Below are 19,006 nucleotides of genomic sequence, written 5' to 3'. Positions count from 1 at the left end.
CATGATGCCACGCCCTTGCTTCCGCCTCACCGTTGTTTGTTCCGCTGTCCTGTTTGCCTGGAATGTCCAGGCCCAGCAAACCGAGGCGCCAGCCGCTGACGCCGCCGCGCCGTTGAATGCCGTCAAGGCCGCCGCGCCCGCCATGCAGACCGTCGAAGTCAAGGGCAGCGGCTATGACCCGCGCCGCGACGATACGGCCAGCAAGATGATTGTCAGCAGCGAGGAAATCCTCAAGTATGGCGACAGCAATGTCACCGACGTGCTCAAGCGCTTGCCCGGCATTACCGTGTCCGGCGCGGCCGGGCGCTCGGGCGGCGAAATCCGCATGCGCGGCCTGGGCAGCGGCTACACGCAGATCCTGCTCAACGGCGAACGGGCGCCGGCCGGTTTTTCGCTCGACACGCTGTCGCCCGACGTCATCGAGCGCATCGAGATTTTGCACGCCGCCAGCGCCGAATACAGCACGCAGTCGATCGCCGGCACCATCAACGTGGTGCTGAAAAAGGCCGTCAAAACGGCGCAGCGCGAACTCAAGCTGGGCGTGCAGGGCAGCGACGTGAGCTTTTCGCCCAGCGTCAACCTGCAACTGTCTGACCGCGACGGCAATTTCTCGTACTCGATGGCCGGCTCGCTGTACCGCTACGATTATCATTACGATAACCCCGGGCTGGAACTGGGCTACGCGCCCGACGGCCGGCAAAACCTGCTGCGCCGCACCAGCGGCACGGGCGATGGCCGTCCCGAAGGCATCAACCTGTCGCCGCGCCTGAACTGGGTGCTGGCCGGCGGCGACAATGTGACGGCGCAATTTTTCTTCAATGGCGGGCGCTCGAACCACCGCAATTTCAGCCGCGCCGAGACGCTGCAGGGCTTGCGCCCCGATTACGACACCAACACGGGCAGTTCCAGCAACCACAATGCCTTCGGCCGCAGCGACCTGACGTGGATGCACAAACTGGCCGGCGGCGCCAGACTGGAACTGAAGATCGGCGCCTCGGCCGCCCGCAATACGTCCGACAGCCTGCAGCAGGGCTTTATCGACGGCAGCGGCCTGGCGCTGGAGCGCCAGGTGGCGGTGAAGTCGACGGAAAACGGCGTCAGTTCCACCGGCAAGTATTCCTCGCCCTTGCTGCCCGGCCATGCCCTGTCGATGGGCTGGGACGGCGCCTACACGGAGCGCGACGAAACGCGCCGCCAGCGCGAGGCGGCGCTGGGCGCGCGTCCGCCCGTCAACAGCGACGAGGGTTTCGACGCCACCATCAAGCGCCTGGCCCTGTACGTGCAGGATGAATGGGAGATCACGCCGCGCTGGTCGATGTATGCGGGCGTGCGCTGGGAAGGCATCGATACGCGCAGCGCGGGCGACACCTACGACGAAGTGAACCAGCGCACCAGCGTGTGGAGTCCGCTGCTGCAAACCCTGTGGAAGTTGCCCGATACCAAGGGCGACCAGGTGCGCCTGGCCCTGACGCGCACGTACAAGGCGCAGCCCACGGCGAGCCTGATTCCGCGCCGCAATACCTCGACCAACAACAGCCAGACGGATCCCGACCGTGAAGGCAATCCCTACCTGAAACCGGAACTGGCACTGGGCATCGACGCTTCGTACGAGCATTACTGGGCCGAAGGGGCCCTGCTCAGCGCGCGCGCCTCGGCCCGCCGCATCGATGGCTATACGCGCCAGGGCTTGCTGTTTATCAATGACCGCTGGGTCTCCACGCCCGTCAACGACGGCCGCGCAAATACGCAGACACTGGAACTGGAAGCGAAGTTCCCGTTGCGCGCCGTGCTGGCCGCGCCCGTGCCGGCCATCGACCTGCGCGCCAGCGTCAGCCGCAACTGGTCGCAAGTGGAGCAGGTGCCGGGGCCAAACAACCGGCTCGACCAGCAAACGCCCGTCAGCGGCAATGTCGGTCTCGACTACAAGACGCCGGACGGCGTCTTGACCACGGGCGGCAGCTTCAATTTCCGCAATGGCGGCCCCGTGCGCATCACCGAGCGCCAGAGCGCCTACACGTCGCCGCGGCGCGACCTCGACATTTATGCACTGTGGAAATTCGATGCGAAGAACCAGCTGCGCCTGGCCGTGTCCAACCTGCTGGCGCAAGACTTCGAAAGCGACACCACCTATACGGACGCCAGCGGCACCATCGTGCGCAACAGCATTTCGCCGAGCTCGCCGCAGGCGCGCGCAACGCTGGAAATGAAGTTCTGACGCCTTTGTTTTAACGGTGAAACCCCGGCCGGCATCCCCGCTGGCCTATAATCTCGGCAATCGCGCGCACGGCCAGCCCGTGCGCGCTGCCATTTCATTTGCCAAGATTGCTTTCCCATGACGTTTTCTTCCCTCGGCCTGATCGATCCCCTGGTCCGCAAACTCGATGAGCTCGGCTATGCCAAGCCCACGCCCGTGCAGGCGCAAGCGATTCCCTTTGTCCTGGCCGGGCGCGACCTGATGGCCGCCGCCCAGACGGGCACGGGCAAGACGGCCGGCTTTGCCGTGCCGCTGCTGCAGCGCCTGACGCTGGAGGGCGTGGTGGCGCCCCAGTGCGTGCGCGTGCTGGTGCTCGTGCCCACGCGCGAACTGGCCGAGCAAGTCTATGCCAGCTTCCGCAGCTATGGCGGCAACTTGCCGCTGCGCAGCTTTGTCGCCTATGGCGGCGTGCCCATCGAGCCGCAGATCAGCAAGCTGCGCAAGGGCCTCGACGTGCTGGTGGCCACGCCGGGCCGCTTGCTGGACTTGCAGACGCAGGGCGCCGTCAAGTTCGAGCAGGTGCAGACGCTGGTGCTGGATGAGGCGGACCGCATGCTGGACCTGGGCTTCGAGCGCGAACTCGATATTTTGCTGATGACGATGCCCAAGCAGCGCCAGACCCTGCTGTTCTCGGCCACCTTCTCGGACGCCATCCGCGCCATGGCGAAAACCATGCTGAAGGATCCCATCTCGGTGGAGGTGAGCGCGCGCAACAGTACGGTGAAGGCCGTGAAACAGTCGGTCATCGTGTGTGACAAGAAACGCAAGCCGGACCTGTTTTTGCACCTGCTGAAGAAAAGGCGCTGGGGCCAGGTCCTCGTCTTCGTCAAGACGCGCAAGGGCGTCGAGCAGCTGGTCAATACCTTGCTGGAGCAGGGCGTGCGCGCCGATTCGATTCATGGCGACAAGACGCAGCCGAATCGCCTGCGTGCGCTGGCCCGTTTCAAGGCGGCCGAGGTGCAGGTGCTGGTGGCTACCGACGTGGCCGCCCGCGGCCTGGACATCGACCAGTTGCCCGTCGTCGTCAATTTTGATTTGCCCACCGTGGCGGAAGACTATATCCACCGCATCGGCCGCACGGGCCGCGCGGGCGCTTCGGGTGAAGCCATTTCCCTCGTCTGCGCCGATGAAGTCGAATTGCTGTCGGCCGTCGAAGCGCTGACGCGGCAAACCCTGAAACGCGGCGAGGAACCTGGTTACGAGGCGGAGCACCGCGTGCCGGGCACGTCGGCCGGCGGCACGATCCAGAAAAAGCCCGTCAAGGTGCTGGCGCCGAAGGCGGCGGAGCGGGCCAAGAAAAGGCGCTTCTACAAATAATCGGCGCAGTTGGCCAGGCAGGACAAGGCGCGCAGCACGGATATCGCATTCGTGCCATCATGCGCCATGACCTCGATACCTTTGTTCCCGCTCAATACGGTGCTGTATCCCGATGGCTATCTGCCCCTGCAGATCTTCGAGGTGCGCTACCTGGACATGATACGTCAGTGCATCATGGGCGAGCAGCCGTTCGGCGTGGTGCAGTTGCTGGACGGCGCGGAAGTGCGCAAGCCGGGCCAGCTGGAAACCCTGGCGCCCGTGGGCACCCTGGCGCGCGTCATCGACTGGGCCGCGCCCCTGTCGGGTTTGCTGCAAATCAAGTGCATGGGCATGCAGCGCTTCCACATCGTGGCCAGCGAACAGCTGAAAAACGGCTTGTGGACGGCGCGGATTGAAACCCTGCCACCCGACAAAACCATCCCCATCCCGCAAGAGCAGCAGAACGTGGCGGACGCCCTGGGCGCGCTGATACGCACCTTGCAGGAGCAAAAGATTCCGCCCGAACAAATGCCCCTGCAGCCGCCGTACCGGCTCGACGAGTGCGGCTGGGTGGCGAACCGCTGGTGCGAGCTGCTGTCGCTGAGCGCCATGCAAAAGCAATTGCTGCTGAGCCAGGACAATCCCGTGCTGCGCCTGGAACTGGTGCAGGATATGCTGACCGAAAACGGTCTGCTCGAAGAATAAGCTCCCAAGCCGCATGTTTGCACGCCATTCCGTTGTGCAATTGCAATTTCTATTGAGAAATACTTTACGCTTTGCCGCCGCTGGCATAAGATAATGCCCCTGGGCAAGATTGCCCTGGGCAACATTCAAGAGTAGACGACATGGCAAAAGTAAGCGCGGAACAGATCAATGCGGCAATGGAAGCGATGGCGGGCGAAGGCCAGGCCATCACGGTGCGCGCGCTGCGCGAGCGGCTGGGCAACGGCGCCTGCCTGGGCACCATCAGCAAACTCTTGCAGCGCCGCAAGGCCGGTGCGCAGCGCCAGATCGCCGCCGCCGCCGAACTGTCGCCCGTGCTGCAGCAAGCCATCCTCGATTATGTAGGGCAGGAATTAAGCGCCAGCCACAGCGCGCATGAAGCCGAGATGAACGACAATCAACAGGAATTGATGGACCTGGCCAGCGAAAACGAGCGCCAGCAGGAATTGCTCGATTTGCAGGCGGGCGAACTGGGAACCTTGCGCGAAGAACTCGAGCGCGAACGGCAGGTGGCCAACCAGGCCCGCACGGACCTGGCCAAGGCGCAGCTGCGCCTGGAAGGCTTGCCGCGCCTGGAAGAGGCGGCCGAGCAGGCGCGCATGGACCTGGCCAAGGCGCAATTCAAGCTCGAAGGCATCCCGCGCCTGGAAGACGCGGCCGAAGCGGCGCGCGCGGAACTGATCCAGGCCCAGCTGAAGCTGGAGAGCCTGACGCGCGTGGAAACGGAACTGGCCGCCGTGCGCCTGGAGCTGGAAGCGGAGCGCGAAGAGCTGGGCGAAACGCGCGCCGAGCTGGACGAGGAGCGCACCTTGCGCATCAAGGCGCAGCAGTTTATTGTCGATCCCATCTTCAAAACCCCTGTCTGAGGACGCCTGGCCTAAGCTGCTGCGCGTCGGTATAGGTAGCCTGCAATGCTCACCGCACCTCAGTGCGGTTGCGCTTCTCGGCCACCTCTCCCTTCCGTTCGCGACGCTTTTGCCAGGCGTCGATGCGTCGTGGGGGCGTGTCTGATGTGACATACTGGGTTAGTCGGCGCACGGAATCATGATGCAAGGCACAGCAGAATGCATTCCTGAACCTGGTGCGAAAAGGGCCTGGCATGGAAACGCTGATCGTCATGGGGGCTTCCGCGGGTGGCGTGAATGCGCTGTCCACCACCTTCGCCGCCTTGCCGGCGGGTTTTCCTGCGGCCATCCTGGTCGTCATGCATGTGGGCAGGCGCAAGAGCGTGCTGCCCGAGATCCTCGGCAAGCACTCCGCCTTGCCCGTGCGCTTTGCCGAAACGGGCGAACCCTTGCGCGCCGGCTGCATCCTGCTGGCGCCGCCGGACCGGCATATGCTGGTCGTCAGGCTGGCTGGCCGGGCGACGGTCGAGCTGACCCGGGGGCCCAGGGAACATCACACGCGTCCCGCCATCGACCCGCTGTTTCGCAGTGCTGCCGCCGCTTTCGGGCCGAAAACGGTGGGCGTGATCCTCAGCGGCTACCTGGACGACGGCACGGCCGGCTTGCGGGCCATCAAGGCCCATGGCGGCAGGGTGCTGGTGCAGGAGCCGCAGGAGGCGCAAGCGCCATCGATGCCGCAAAGCGCGCTAGCCCATGTAGCCGTGGACTGGCGTTTGTCCGTGGCCGGCATGGCGCCAGTCCTGCTGGCGCTGGCCGCCGGCGCTCCCGTGCCGGACGTGCCGCAGAAGATCGTCGTTGCGCCCAGCCGGGCCGTGCTCGCTTAAAATAGCGCACGCGTGCTTCCTGTCGCGCAAGGCATCGATAGCAAAGAAGGTTTATGTCAGTAAAGAAAAATTCACTTGCCTCCGGGCAAACGCCGCCATCGGCGGCGCCGCGTGCGCTGCCGCCGCGCCCGCCAGCCGAATTCAGTTCGCCTGAAGCGGCCCTGGCCCGCAAGCAGGCGCGCGAGCACAAGGATGCGCTGGTGCGCGGCGTCACGTCCATCGACGCCATGCGCAAGGCCATCAGGCAGGCGGCAAGCGGCCTGCCCGCCATCGCCGAAGTGCCGCGCCTGGCCATGCTGGATGCGGCCGCCTTTCGCGCGCGCGCCGCGCTGGGCTTGCCATTCCTGATGCGCGGCCTGGTGCAGCGCTGGCCCTTGTCGGCCCTGGGGCCGGAGGTCTTGCGCGAGCAGTTCAGCCACGTGCCCGTGCGGGCGCGGGTGGGCGACTACATCAACACGGCGTTCGCGGCCGACCGCGCCATGCAGGACATGTCGATGGGGCAATACCTGGATCTGGTGGCCGAGGGCGAGTACGCGCTGCCGCCGTACCTGGGCAACCTGGAATTGCGCGAGCTGAACCGTTTGTGCCACTGGCCCACGTATTTCGACAAGATGGGCCCGCCGCGCTTCTGGGTGGGGCCGGCCGGCACGGTGACGCCTTTGCATTGCGATTACGACGACAATATCTTCGCCCAGGTGTGGGGCCGCAAGCGCATCTTTTTATCGCCGCCGCACCATGACGCCTTCCTGTATCCGAGCGAGGCGAACGCCATCCTGTTCGGTTCGCCCTTCGACCCGGAAGCGCCCGATTTCGAGCGCTTCCCCCTGGCGCGCCAGGCGACCATGATTGAATGCATCGTCGAGCCGGGCGACATGCTGTACGTGCCCGCCGGCTGGTATCACCAGGTGCGCGCGCTGACGTTTTCGCTGTCGTCGAACCGCTGGGCCAGGGCCGTGCCGCTGGCCTTGCAAGGCGGGGCGGCGCTGCGGCCCCAAGGGGATTAGCGCAGGCCGCACCCCACCAGCAGCAGCATCGGCCGTTCGCGCTCTTCCGCCAGGGCCGGCTGCTGCGCGATCTGCTCGTCAGTGGGGCCCCATTCTTCCACATGGTCCAGCTGCAAACCCGCTTGCAGCAGCGCATTGATGGTCGTGCCCAGGGTGCGGTGCCGCTTGATGACGCCGGGTGCCAGCCAGTCCGACACGCGCGGGCCTTGCTGCTGGTAGCTGTCGACGGGCCAGCGCTTGCGGCCTTGGCCATCCGTCAGCCAGCCCGGCTGGCGCGGCGCCATGAAGATCGGGTGCTCGATGGAAAACACCAGCTTGCCGCCCGGCTTCAAGCCGTGGCGGATGGCGGCCAGCAAGGCGTCGAAACCTTCGATGTAGTGGAAGGCGAGCGAGCTGTAAATCAGATCATAGCTGGCGGGCGGCAAGGCCAGTTGTTCCAGATCAAGCCGGGCATAGCTGACAGCTGCATGTTCTCCCATGCCGCCTGCCTGCGCCAGCATCTTTTCCGACACGTCCACGCCCAATATCCGCGCCGCGCCCTGTTCTGCCGCCCAGCGGCAGAACCAGCCATAGCCGCAGCCCAGGTCGAGCACGCTTTTTCCCCGCAGGTCGGGCAGCATGGCGCGCAGGGCCGGCCATTCGGGAGCGCTGTCGAGGCCGCCAATCGAGCGGGGCAGCTGGCTGTAGGCCGCGAAGAAGGCGTCGTTGTCGTAGATGTTCTGGGTCATGGTTCAAGTTCCTTGCGGGTGGTGCGCTTGGCATGCCCGCTGCGCTGCGCCCTATAAATGCCCGCGTGGCCGGAAAACAGGTAGGCCACGACGCAGGCGATGGCCGCGTACACGCCGATCTCGGCGCCGAACAGTTCCATCGCCATCAGGGTCGAGGCAATCGGCGTGTTGGCCGCTCCCGCAAACACGGCGACGAAGCCGACGGCGGCCAGCAGGGCGACGGGCTGGTGCAGCACAGGCCCCAGCGCATTGCCCAGGGTCGCGCCGATGAAGAACAGGGGCGTCACTTCGCCGCCCTTGAATCCCGTGCCCAGCGAGACGATGGTGAACGCCATCTTGCCGAGGAAATCATATGCGGGCAGCGGCTCCTTGAGGGCGTCGACGATGGTGGGAATGCCCAGGCCGATATATTTATCGGTGCCCATCAGCCACACGGCGATGGCGACGACGAGGCCGCCCGCCAGCGGGCGCAGCGGGGCGTAGCCGATGCAGCGCTTCATCAGGCCGCTCAAGCCGTGCGTGGCGTGCGCAAACAGTTTGCCGGTCACGCCGAACAGCACGCCGGCGATCACCATGGCGGATAAAGTCCAGGCGGAGAGGGCGGGGATCAGGGGGACGGCGTAATGCGTATGCTGGACGCCCCACAGCAGGCCTACCTGGTCGGCGATGACGGCGGCAGCCAGGCAGGGCAGCATGGCTTCATAGCGCAGGCGGCCGATGGCCAGCACTTCCAGGCCGAAGAGGGCGCCCGCCAGCGGCGTGCCGAAGACGGAGGCAAAACCGGCGCTGATGCCGGCCATCAGGATGATGCGTCGGTCTTCATTGTTCAGGCGAAACATGCGCGTGAGCTGGTCGGCCAGCGCGCCGCCCATCTGCACGGCCGTGCCTTCGCGCCCGACGGACGCGCCGAACACATGCGAGATGACGGTGCCGCCCAGCACCAACGGCGCCATGCGCAGCGGGATGATTTTCTTCGGATCGTGGATTTCATCGATGAGCAGGTTCGCGCCGCCCTCGACACGGCTGCCGTAGCGCAAATACAGCCAGCCGACGGCAAAGCCCGCCACGGGCAGCAGCCAGATCAGCCAGGCGTGCGCCAGGCGCGTGCGCGTGGCCCAGTCCAGGGCGTACAGGAAGGCGGCCGAGGCTGTGCCGCCCAGGACCGCGACCATACCGGCCAGCAGCAGCCATTTCAGCAGATGCCGTAACAGGTCAGAAAGGGCGGTCAGCCTGTGCATCGGGCATCCAGTCAAGGTTGATGGGTGGAAAGGTGTTACATCCCCAGTTCCGCCACCAGCGCCTGGCCGATGGCGCGCTGCTCGGCCAGGATGGCGCGCAGGTGGTGGGGGCGCGTCCTGACATTCGTCATGACCACGCGCAGCACGTTGGTCGGGCCAGGGTAGCGCGTCGATTCGAGCACCGTGCGCGACACGAAGCTGTGGCCTTGCGCTTTCTGGCGGTTTTGCAGCTTGGCGTTCAAGGTGTTCAGTTGCTTGTTCAGTTCGGCCGCCGCTTCCGGCTGTCCGCCGGCCAGCAGGCTGTCCATGCGCTGGCGCAAGTGCGCGGGCACGTAGCGGTAGGTGAGGATGAAGGTGTCGGAGCGCGTGATCAGCTCGAAATCCTGCTGGTCGGCCAATAGATCCTGCAGCTGGCCGGACAGGGTGGCCGCCTGCCGCAGCAGGGTCGTGTAGCCGGACACGCCCAGCACCTTGAACGAGGTCCACAGTTTCAGGGCGTCGAAGCGGCGCGAGCCTTCCAGCGATGTCTGGCCCAGGTCGCCGGAATTGTCGCGCAAGATGTAGTTGGCGTTGTGCTTCAACAGGTTCAGGCTGGCGTTGTCCTTGAACAGCACCATGCTTTGCGCCATCGGCACCCACAGCAGCTTGTGGCCGTCGATGACGACGGAGTCGGCCAGGGCAATGCCGTCATACAGTGCGCGGTACTGTTCGGCGATCAGCAGGGCGCCGCCCCAGGCCGCGTCCACGTGGAACCAGATATTTTCCCGTGCCGCAATGGCCGCCATGGCGGCCAGCGGGTCGATGGCGCCCGTTTCCGTCGTGCCGGCGATGCCGATCATGGCGACGACCTTGATATTGCGCAATTTCAAGTCGGCAATGGTCGCTTCCAGCGCGGCGATGTCGATGCGGTTGTCGCGGTCGACGGCCACCAGCTGCAGCGCGTTTTCGCCCAGGCCCAGGGTCGCCAGCGCCTTTTTCACGGAATAATGGCTGCGGGCCGAACCGATCACGGCCAGTCCCGCGTAGCCGGATTCTTGCACGGCGGCAAACAAACCGCGCTTGCGCGTGCCGGGCAATTGTTTTTCCAGCGCCACGGCCAGCGCCGTCAGATTGCCCATGGTGCCGCCATTGACGACATTGCCCAGCGCGCCGCTGGTGGCGGCCATGGCCTGCGCGTAGACGCTGTCGGCCTGCCGGTACACCTGGCGGTGCAGCCAGCCGAGGATCTGCTTTTCGATCAGGGTCGACACATACGCCGTCTCGATCTTCACCTGGTTCTGGTTCAGGGTGGCCGTGAACGCTTCGGCCAGCACGCTGATCCAGGGCAGGGCCTGCGTCATGTGGCCGATGTAGAGCGGGTGGTTCAGCTGGGCCGTATTGGCCAGCACGGTGGCGTCCAGCTCCTGCAGAAAGTCCGCCACGGGCATGCCGTGCGCGGGCGGGCTGATGTCGGACAGCTGCGTCAGCAGCTCAGCGTAGGGCGTGTGCGGATAGGCCGTGTCGCGTCCGGCGGCCAGCCAGCCGCCCAGCATGCGCAGCGCCTGCTGCAGGGGCGCGGGCGCCTGTTGCAGCGCATCGATGGAAAAATGCTGCTGCAGCAGCCGTTCGATTGCGGTATCGGTCATTGCGCGTTTGTCTTCTCTACTGATTGCTGATGCCACGGTGCCAAATGCATTGCGCCCTGGCGAAGACGGGATTTTACCCGACTCCGCCAAGGCGCATCAGTTTGCTATTTGTAAATGGTGATTAGAAGTAATTCAGGCCCAGTGCGGACTTGACTTCGTCGGCCGTGCGGGCCGCCACTTCGCGCGCCTTGAAGGTGCCTTCCTTGAGCATCTGGATGACTTGCCCCTTGTCCTTGGCGAACTCTTCGCGGCGGGCGCGGATCGGCGCCAGCATTTCCTGCAAGACCACGTCCAGGCGCTTCTTGACGATGCTGTCGCCCAGGCCGCCGCGCACGTAATGGGCTTTCATTTCGGCCAGCGCCGCTTTTTCCGGATCGAACGCGTCCAGGTAGGTAAACGCGATATTGCCTTCCAGGTGGCCCGGGTCTTCCACGCGCAGGTGCAGCGGGTCCGTATAGACTTTTTTCACGGCGGCCGTGATTTCGGCCGGGGTAGCGCCCAGGTTGATGGTGTTGCCCAGCGACTTGCTCATCTTCGCCTTGCCGTCGATGCCGGGCAGGCGGCCGATATCGGGCACCAGCGCCTTGCATTCCATCAATACTTCGCGGTTGTACATGCGGTTGAAGCGGCGCACGATTTCATTCGTCTGCTCGATCATCGGGATCTGGTCTTCGCCCACGGGCACCACGCCCGCCTTGAAGGCGGTGATGTCGGCCGCCTGGCTTGCGGGGTAGGTCAAAAAGCCGGCCGGAATGTCGCGCTCGAAGCCGCGCAGGCGGATTTCTTCCTTGACGGTGGGATTGCGCTCGAGGCGCGCCACGGTGACGATGTTCAGGTAGTAAAAGGTCAGCTCGGCCAGTTCCGGAATCTGCGACTGGATGAACACCGTGGTTTTCGTTGGGTCGATGCCGACGGCCAGGTAGTCGAGCGCCACCTCGACGACGTTGCGGTGCACCTTGTCGATGTCGTCCATATTGTCCGTCAGCGCCTGCGCGTCGGCCAGCATGATGAATTGCTTGTAGCTGTTCTGGTAGCGGACGCGGTCGCGCAGGCTGCCCACATAGTGGCCCAGGTGCAGGGGGCCGGTCGGGCGGTCACCCGTCAGGATCACGGATTGCGAAGCGATGGCGGCGGCGGACAGCGGTGCTGCCGGGGCGTTGTCGGTGTCGGGGGTATCGGGGGTGTTAGGCAAGCTCATCAAGTTTCCTTTTGAGCCGCCTGCATCGGGGATGATCCAGGCTGAGCCTGTTACGCCACCGATCGAGGCGGCGTGGATCAAATTCACATCACTATAGAGTGGCCGCGCGAAAGTGAGCGGGACCACCAATTCAAGCAGGCGTGTTGTGACGGGATAAATTTCATGGCGTTATGGTTGCAGTTCAGGCGCGTTCTGTCAAGTTGCGGCCGGATTTATCTGCTGCGCCGCGTCAGAGGCTTGCCTTATGCAAAACTTGCTTTCCGGGTACTATTGTCGTTCGGCCACTTTTGCGTGGCATGTATCATTGGAGAACAGTATGCGCGTGTCGTCCCCCGTCCGGCTCACCGGCCTGGCCCTGCTTGTCAGTACCTTGTTCAGCGCCCCCTTGCTGGCGCAAACCCTGAAAACGTCGCAAAAGCCGCAAACGCCGCCGATGACGCCCGATATCGGCGCCAAGCTGGTGATGCCGGACCTGAACGATTACGTCAAGCGCGTGGTGATGATCCCCATGCGCGACGGCGTCAAGCTGTACACGGTGATCGTCGTGCCGAAGGGCGCGAAAGGAGCGCCGATCATGCTCACGCGCACGCCGTACAACGCGGCCCGCCGCGCCCAGCGCGTCACCAGCGCCAGCATGCTGGCCACCTTGCCGCAGGGCGACGATACCCTGGTGGAAAACGGCTACATCCGTGTCTTCCAGGACGTGCGCGGCAAGCATGGTTCCGAAGGCGACTACGTGATGACGCGCCCCGTGCGCGGTCCGCTGAACCATACCAAGGTCGATAATGTGACCGATGCGTGGGACACCATCGACTGGCTGTCGAAAAATATTCCAGAAAGCAATGGCAAGGTGGGCATGCTCGGTTCGTCGTACGAAGGCCACACGGTGCTGATGGCCCTGGTCGACCCGCATCCGGCGCTGAAGGTGGCCATCCCCATGAGCGCCATGGTCGATGGCTGGCGCGGCGATGACTGGTTCCACAACGGCGCCTTCCGCATGCCCAGCTTGTCCTACCTGGCGTGGCAGACGAGCGCGCGCGGCAGCGGCGAGTCTCCCGTGCTGGGCGTCTACGACGAGTACGACGCGTATCTGCGCATCGGCTCGGCAGGCGCCTATGCGAAGAAATTCGGCATCGACAAGCTGACGTACACGAAAAAGCTGTTCGAGCACCCGGCCTACGACAGTTACTGGCAGGAACAGGCGCTCGATAAAATCCTGGCGAAGCGCCCGCTGATCGTGCCCACCATGCACGTGGTGGGGCAATGGGACCAGGAAGACATCTATGGCGCCTACGCCACCTATACGGCGATGGAAGGGCGCGACAAGCGCAACAACCTCAATTACCTGGCCGTGGGGCCATGGCGTCACAGCGGCGTCAACTATGACGGTTCCAGCCTGGGCGCCCTGAAGTTTGACGGCGACACGGCGCGCCAGTTCCGCGAAAAAGTCATGCAGCCATTCCTCAATCAATACCTGAAGGATGGCGCGCCGGAAGCGAACACGGCGCCCGTCGTGTCCTACCAGAGCGGCACCAACCAGTGGCAGCGCCTGCAGCAGTGGCCGCTGGCCTGCGAGACCTGCGACACGAAGCTGACGCCGATCTACCTGCAGGAGGGCAACCAGCTGGGCTTTGCGGCGCCATCGGGCCCTGCGGATGCGGCGGAAGGCGCTTTCGACGAATACGTGGCCGATCCGGCCAAGCCCGTGCCGTTCGTGCCCCGTCCCGTGCGCCTCATTGACGCCGACGTGTGGAAGCCATGGCTGGTCAGCGACCAGCGCGGCTATGCGGACCGCACGGACGTGCTCAGCTACATGTCCGCGCCGTTGAAGGAAGCCGTGCGCATCGCCGGCGCACCGATGGTCAACCTGTTCGCCGCCACCAGTGGCACGGATGCGGACTGGGTGGTGAAACTGATCGACGTGTATCCGGACGAAGTGCCGTCGCAGCCGGCCATGGGCGGCTACCAGCTGGGCGTGGCGATGGATATCTTCCGCGGGCGCTACCGCGACAGCTTCGAGCACCCGACGCCGATACCGGCGGGCAAAGTGGAGCGCTACCGCTTCGCCTTGCCGAACGCGAATCACGTCTTCCTGCCCGGCCACCGCATTGCCGTGCAAGTGCAGTCGAGCTGGTTCCCCCTGTACGACCGCAACCCGCAAAACTACGTGCCGAACATCTTCCTGGCCGACCCGGGCCATTATAGAAAGGCGACGCAGCGCGTGTACCACGCGGCAGGGGCGGCCAGCGCCATCGAATTGCCGATCGCGCCGCTGGACGCCCGCTAGCCCATGCGCATGAGAATGGCGCCCGCCGCGATCAGGGCGATGGCCACATAGCGGCGGGGGCTGATTTTTTCGCGCAGGAACAGGGCCGCAATGGCGATGGCGAACAGAATCGATGTTTCGCGCAGGGCCGCGATGGCGGCCACGGGCGCCTGCGTCATGGCCCACAGGGCCAGGCCGTACGAGGCCAGGGTGCCGAAGCCGCCCAAGGCGGCCAGGCGCCATTGCGTGTGCGCATACGCCAGCAGGCCGGCGCGGCGGCGCAGCATTGTCCACAGCAGCAGTCCGGCGCCGTTCAGCACAAAAATCCACATCGTGTAGGCGGCCGGCGCGCCCGACAGGCGCACGCCGATGCCGTCGATCAGGGTATAGCTGGCGATGACGCCGGCGTTGCCCAGCGCAAAGGCGGTGGCGCGCCCCGTGTTTTTCGCGATGCCAGGGGTGGCGGGCGCGCGCGCGGCAACATACAGGCCAAGGATGCCCGCGCTGATGCAGGCGATCGCGCCCATCTGCAAGGGCGCGAGCCGCTCGCCGATCAGCGGCCAGCTGGCCAGCGCCACCAGCAGGGGCGCGCTGCCGCGCATCAGCGGGTAGGCATGGCTCATGTCGCCGGCCTTGTAGGCGGCCGCCAGCAGCGAATAATAGGCGAGCTGAGCCACGGCCGAGGCGGCCAGCCAGGGCCAGCTGGCAGGAGCGGGAGTATTGACGAAAGGCAAGATTGCCAGCGAGATCAGCGCCGCGCCCACGGAGACGAGCACCGTCGTGAGGAAGGTATCCTTGCCCGACTTGACGATGGCGTTCCAGCTGGCGTGCAGCAGGGCGGCAAACAGGACGACGGCGACGACGAGACCGGACATGCCGGCCTTAGCGGGGACGTATGCTCAGCGACAGCAGTTCCTGCCGGTGATGGCGCTGGAAGCCATCCATCAGGGCGCCTGAGCGGGCCGCTTTTTCCAGCAGTTCGCGCAGGGCCGCCTGGTCTTCCGCCGTCAGCGACTTGCGCGACAGGTAGACGCCGCTCATGCCCCATGGCAATTCCGGCAAGGCTTCCAGGCGCAGCCGGTCGGCCAGGCCGTACACGCGCGCATCGTTCTGCGCCACGCCCGACAGGATGGTGGGGCTCATGATGGTGGCGTCGATGAAGCCGCTTTGCATCAGGCGCGCCACGGAAAGGGCGTCGACCTCGTAGAACAGGCGGCCCTGGCTGCTCAGCTCCTTGGCCAGCGCCTGGTACGGCGTGCCATAGTCGTAGCCGCGCACGAGCGCCACGCGCAATTCGCGCCGCTCGATCAGATCCTGCATGGTGTTGACGGGCGCGCGCGCGCCCTGCAGCGAGATCAGCAGGGGACGGTTGCCTACCAGCGGAATGAACAGGCCATGCTGGTCGCGCCGCGGCGTGCTGTTGGCGGGGATCAGCATGTCGGCCTTGCCCGCCTCGAACATGGCTTCCAGGCGCGCGCGGGGCACGGGCGTGAAAATGAAGTTGCAGCCGAGCTTGGCACCCATGCTGCGCAGCAAGTCGGGGTAGATGCCGCTGACCGTGGCGCCATTGACGACCACGCTGGCGCCGATGGCCGAGACGGGCACCTGGATGTCGCGCGAGCATTGTGCGCCCGCCAGCGACGGCAGCGCCAGCGCCAGCAGGGCCACGGTTCGGCGCCAGGCGCTGGAATAAAAGTCAGTCATACCCATCCTTGCTTGCCATCGAATGCCGGACGTCGGTGACGCGCGGCTGATTTCCCATTCTCGCCTATTTATTTCTCGAATGCAATATTATCCTGCCGACTACTTTGTGGTGGAAACCGCAAGTCTGGCCAGGCGCTGCGCCTGGAAGTAGCGCCAGGCCACGACGATGCCCAGAGTCTGCATGATGGCGCACAGATAGAAGGTGCTGCCGATGCGCCAGTCCTGCGCCGGCAAGTGGCTCACTTCGCCCAGGATCATGCTGCCCAGCAAAGGCATGATGATGATGCCCAGGCTGCTGATCGATTGCAGGGAACCCATCAGTTCACCCTGTTCGCCGGCGCCGGACGCCTTCGAGATGATGCCTTGCAGGGCGGGGCCGGCGGCAAAGGCCAGCAGGTTGCACAGAATCAGGGCATACATCATCCAGCCCTGCGTGGCCAGGCCGTACAGCAGATAGGTGAGGGCGCCCGAGGCCATGCCCAGCAAGGACAAGCGCACTTCGCCAAATCGCTTGATGAGTATGCCCAGCAGGCCCGCCTGCACGACGGCCGCGCACAGGCCCACGCAGAACAGGGCGATGCCGTTCTGGCGCGGCGTCCAGTCGAAGCGGAAGTGCGTGTACAGCACCCAGGTGGTGTTGAGCATCATTTGCGCAAACGTCATCAGGCCGAAGGCCACCACCAGGCCGCGGATTTCCACGCGGCGCGCCAGTTTCAGCAGGGCCGCGAACGGGTTGATGCGGGCGAAAGTAAATGGCGGGCGGGGACCGGGTCCCCGCAGCAGCGATTCGGGCACCATAAAATAGCCGTAGATGAAATTGGCCGCCGACAGGCCTGCCGCCACGTAGAACGGCAGGTGCAGATTGATCTCGCCCAGCAGGCCGCCCAGCATGGGGCCGCAGATGAAGCCCAGGCCGAAGGCGGCGCCGATCTTGCCGAAGCTCTTGGCGCGGTTGTCCGGCGTGGAAATGTCGGAGGCGTAGGCCGAGGCCACGGACATGCTGGCCGACGAGACGCCGCCGATGATGCGGCCGATGAACAGGCAGGCCAGGTTGGGCGCCCATCCCGTGGCGAGGAAATTGATGCCCATGCCGGCCATCGAGTACAGCAGCACCGGGCGGCGTCCCACGCGGTCGCTGATGGCGCCCAGCATGGGCATGAAGATGAATTGCAGCAAGCCGAAGACGGCTGCCATGATGCCGTACCAGAATGCCTGCGCATCCTTGCCGCTGACAAAGTCGCCGATCAGGATGGGCAGCACGGGCACCACCAGGCCGATGCCCAGCATGTCGATGAAGACGCAGACGAGGATGAAGTTGAGATTGCCGGCGCGCTCAGGCGCGGCGGGCGGGGATGTGGAATGGCTGTCGGGGCTGGTTTTATCGGACATGCATGCTTTCGGCGCGCACCCCGCGCAGCCATGCGGCCGGCAGGGTTCTGTTGTTGGCGTTGCGCCGCTGCGTGGCAGGATGCTGCTGACGCGCGGCGCGATAGTTGAGTCTTATATTATAGACAGCATGTGCGGCGCTGGCTATCGCCACCCATGCTAGAGAGCAATTCCCCATTCGTCGGCAAAGGCGGCGCGAAAATCCGTCAGCACGGCCAGCCGCTGTTCGGCCAGGGCGCGGCCCGCCGCCGTCTGCATCTTGCCGGGCAGCTTGTCGAGCTTGGTGACGATATGGTCGAGCGCGTAGGCCTTGTCGTCGAGCGGGCGATGCCGGGCCAGCGGGTCCGTGCCATGCGCCAGCGCGCTGTCCATGCGCGCCGCCGTGTAGAACAGGCGCGCCAGTCCCACGGCGCCCAGCGCGTCGATGCGGTCGGCATCCTGCACGATCCGCGCTTCGATGGTGGCCGGCGCCAGGTTGGCGGAAAAGCTGTGCGTCTCGATGGCGTGGGCGACGGCTTCGAGTTTATCGGCGGGGAAATCCAGCTCGGCCAGCTGGCGGCACGCCAGCACGGCCGCCTGGCGCGACGCCAGGTGGCGTTCGGGATGGTTTTTCGGCAAGTTGACCAGGTGGTGCAGATAGCAGGCGGCCAGCACGACGAGCGCATCGGCCTGTGCATGCTCCCGCAGCAGGACGGCGGCGTTGCGCCAGACGCGCTGCAAATGGTTGATGTCGTGGGCGCTGTCGTCGCCCAGGCCGGCCGTGGCCAGCGCCAGCAGGCGTGGTTGCCATTGGGAAAGCAAGGAATCCATGTTCAGACTTCTAAAAGGCAAAGCGCGCAGTGTCGCATAAAACGCCGGCCCCGGTGGCGCGGACGCCTGTGGCGGCGGTCCCGCGGATGCCGCGCGGACGTGACGTTTTTGCCACGTAATTTCCTTCCTGGTAACGCCGGCTGGCCTCGAATGCTCTTTTTTAGTGCACGTAAAATTTACATGGGGTAACATTGCCGCACGGAAATTAGAAGCGTAAGCTAATTACAAGAAAGTATTTGCAAAAACACACTAGCAGGAGCCATTCGTTTGGATGGCTCTTCTCACGTCAGTGGCATGCGTACGGCGTGCCGTGGCCTGCGCCCCCGGGCGATTCAATTAGATAAAGGAAGATCATGAGCACCATTTCCAGCGAAACTGGCACGGCCGTCGCCAAGGCCGCCGAATACCTGGCTTTTACCCTGGGCCAGGAAGAGTACGGCATTGATATCCAGAAGGTCAGCGAAATCCGCAGCTATGAAACGCCGACGCGCATCGCCAACGCCCCCGAGTTCGTCAAGGGCGTGGTCAACTTGCGCGGCATCATCGTGCCGATCGTTGACATGCGCATCAAGTTCAACCTGGGCACGCCCAGCTATGACCAGTTCACCGTCGTCATCATCCTCAATATCGGCAACCGCGTCGTCGGCATGGTCGTCGACCGCGTCTCCGACGTCACCACCTTGATGCCTGAACAGATCAAGCCGGCGCCGGACATGGGCCGCTCGATCGATACGGAATACGTGATCGGCCTGGGCACCATCGACGAGCGCATGCTGATCCTGGTCGATATCGACCAGCTGATGTCCAGCGCCGACATGGGCCTGATCGAAAAACTGGCAGCCTAGGCCGCCAGGAAAAGTCCAGGGCGGTGTTGCATTGCCGTACTGTCTTCGGCAACGCGCCTTGCCCTGAACCTTTCATGCCGCCCTGGTGCAGATAGGTTTTTTTTGGAAACAATTGACCCCAAGCATTGCTTGCTTTTTCAGCAAGGCGCACGCTAGCGCATTTCCTGGCGCACGGTTCACGCGAACCGTGCGCCAGTTTC

At 64.7% G+C, this 19,006-nt stretch carries 16 protein-coding genes; 8 read left to right on the top strand and 8 right to left on the bottom strand.

Annotation, left to right across the window (positions count from 1 at the left end; all coding sequences use genetic code 11):
* Nucleotide 1: 1 nt before the first annotated feature.
* From AC07VI_RS12285 to AC07VI_RS12260, 6 genes are all read left to right on the top strand, one after another.
* Nucleotides 2-2,215 carry a TonB-dependent receptor plug domain-containing protein gene (locus AC07VI_RS12285; RefSeq protein ID WP_492993713.1) on the top strand — a complete coding sequence of 738 codons (2,214 nt, stop codon included), beginning with the start codon at nt 2-4 and terminating at the stop codon, nt 2,213-2,215.
* A 117-nt stretch (nt 2,216-2,332) separates the two neighbouring features.
* On the top strand, nt 2,333-3,571 hold the full coding sequence (locus AC07VI_RS12280) for a DEAD/DEAH box helicase (protein ID WP_086145635.1): 1,239 nt from the start codon (nt 2,333-2,335) through the stop codon (nt 3,569-3,571).
* Nucleotides 3,572-3,637: 66 nt separating this feature from the next.
* Entirely contained in the window at nt 3,638-4,255 is a 618-nt protein-coding gene (locus tag AC07VI_RS12275) for an LON peptidase substrate-binding domain-containing protein (protein ID WP_086145706.1), read from the top strand.
* Between the two features lie 140 nt (nt 4,256-4,395).
* Complete coding sequence (locus tag AC07VI_RS12270; RefSeq protein WP_492993716.1) at nt 4,396-5,139, top strand: DNA-binding protein; 744 nt, start codon at nt 4,396-4,398, stop codon at nt 5,137-5,139.
* Nucleotides 5,140-5,372: 233 nt separating this feature from the next.
* Nucleotides 5,373-6,002, top strand: coding sequence for a chemotaxis protein CheB (locus tag AC07VI_RS12265; protein ID WP_086145633.1), 630 nt, complete (start codon nt 5,373-5,375; stop codon nt 6,000-6,002).
* 53 nt (nt 6,003-6,055) lie between these two features.
* Nucleotides 6,056-7,006, top strand: coding sequence for a cupin-like domain-containing protein (locus AC07VI_RS12260; protein ID WP_492993718.1), 951 nt, complete (start codon nt 6,056-6,058; stop codon nt 7,004-7,006).
* Here the strand turns inward: AC07VI_RS12260 and AC07VI_RS12255 are convergent.
* The 4 genes from AC07VI_RS12255 to trpS all read right to left on the bottom strand — a co-directional run bounded on the left by AC07VI_RS12255 (nt 7,003) and on the right by trpS (nt 11,795).
* Nucleotides 7,003-7,734, bottom strand: a complete 732-nt coding sequence (locus tag AC07VI_RS12255; protein ID WP_492993720.1) for a class I SAM-dependent methyltransferase — start codon at nt 7,732-7,734, stop codon at nt 7,003-7,005. The two genes, AC07VI_RS12260 and AC07VI_RS12255, sit on opposite strands and share 4 nt — an antisense overlap.
* A complete protein-coding gene (locus AC07VI_RS12250) occupies nt 7,731-8,972 on the bottom strand; it encodes a voltage-gated chloride channel family protein (protein WP_492993722.1) in 1,242 nt (413 codons plus the stop codon). Before AC07VI_RS12250 ends, AC07VI_RS12255 begins: the two co-directional genes overlap by 4 nt.
* 35 nt (nt 8,973-9,007) lie before the next feature.
* The gene (locus AC07VI_RS12245) at nt 9,008-10,597 is read right to left on the bottom strand and encodes a pyridoxal-dependent decarboxylase (protein WP_086145629.1); all 1,590 of its coding nucleotides are present in this window, start codon (nt 10,595-10,597) and stop codon (nt 9,008-9,010) included.
* A gap of 121 nt (nt 10,598-10,718) precedes the next feature.
* Nucleotides 10,719-11,795: a tryptophan--tRNA ligase gene (gene trpS / locus AC07VI_RS12240; protein ID WP_226935574.1), complete on the bottom strand. Its 1,077-nt coding sequence runs from the start codon at nt 11,793-11,795 to the stop codon at nt 10,719-10,721.
* Between the two features lie 316 nt (nt 11,796-12,111).
* Here trpS and AC07VI_RS12235 point away from each other — a divergent pair, with 316 nt between their 5' ends.
* Entirely contained in the window at nt 12,112-14,082 is a 1,971-nt protein-coding gene (locus AC07VI_RS12235) for a CocE/NonD family hydrolase (RefSeq protein WP_492993725.1), read from the top strand.
* On the opposite strand, the gene AC07VI_RS12230 is transcribed toward AC07VI_RS12235, so the two are convergent.
* The 4 genes from AC07VI_RS12230 to AC07VI_RS12215 all read right to left on the bottom strand — a co-directional run bounded on the left by AC07VI_RS12230 (nt 14,079) and on the right by AC07VI_RS12215 (nt 17,961).
* On the bottom strand, nt 14,079-14,936 hold the full coding sequence (locus AC07VI_RS12230) for an EamA family transporter (RefSeq protein ID WP_099375846.1): 858 nt from the start codon (nt 14,934-14,936) through the stop codon (nt 14,079-14,081). The genes AC07VI_RS12235 and AC07VI_RS12230 overlap by 4 nt on opposite strands.
* A gap of 7 nt (nt 14,937-14,943) precedes the next feature.
* Nucleotides 14,944-15,765 carry a substrate-binding periplasmic protein gene (locus AC07VI_RS12225; protein WP_099420461.1) on the bottom strand — a complete coding sequence of 274 codons (822 nt, stop codon included), beginning with the start codon at nt 15,763-15,765 and terminating at the stop codon, nt 14,944-14,946.
* 99 nt (nt 15,766-15,864) lie between these two features.
* Entirely contained in the window at nt 15,865-17,154 is a 1,290-nt protein-coding gene (locus AC07VI_RS12220) for a TCR/Tet family MFS transporter (RefSeq protein WP_086145625.1), read from the bottom strand.
* 156 nt (nt 17,155-17,310) lie between these two features.
* A complete protein-coding gene (locus tag AC07VI_RS12215) occupies nt 17,311-17,961 on the bottom strand; it encodes an HD domain-containing protein (protein WP_492993728.1) in 651 nt (216 codons plus the stop codon).
* 353 nt (nt 17,962-18,314) lie between these two features.
* Here AC07VI_RS12215 and AC07VI_RS12210 point away from each other — a divergent pair, with 353 nt between their 5' ends.
* Nucleotides 18,315-18,806, top strand: a complete 492-nt coding sequence (locus tag AC07VI_RS12210) for a chemotaxis protein CheW (protein ID WP_086145623.1) — start codon at nt 18,315-18,317, stop codon at nt 18,804-18,806.
* Nucleotides 18,807-19,006 lie beyond the last annotated feature (200 nt).

The sequence above is a fragment of the Janthinobacterium sp. GW821-FHT03A03 genome (genome assembly GCF_059421435.1).
Note: the sequence above shows the minus strand (reverse complement) of the source record. Positions and strands in the feature narration are given on the sequence as shown.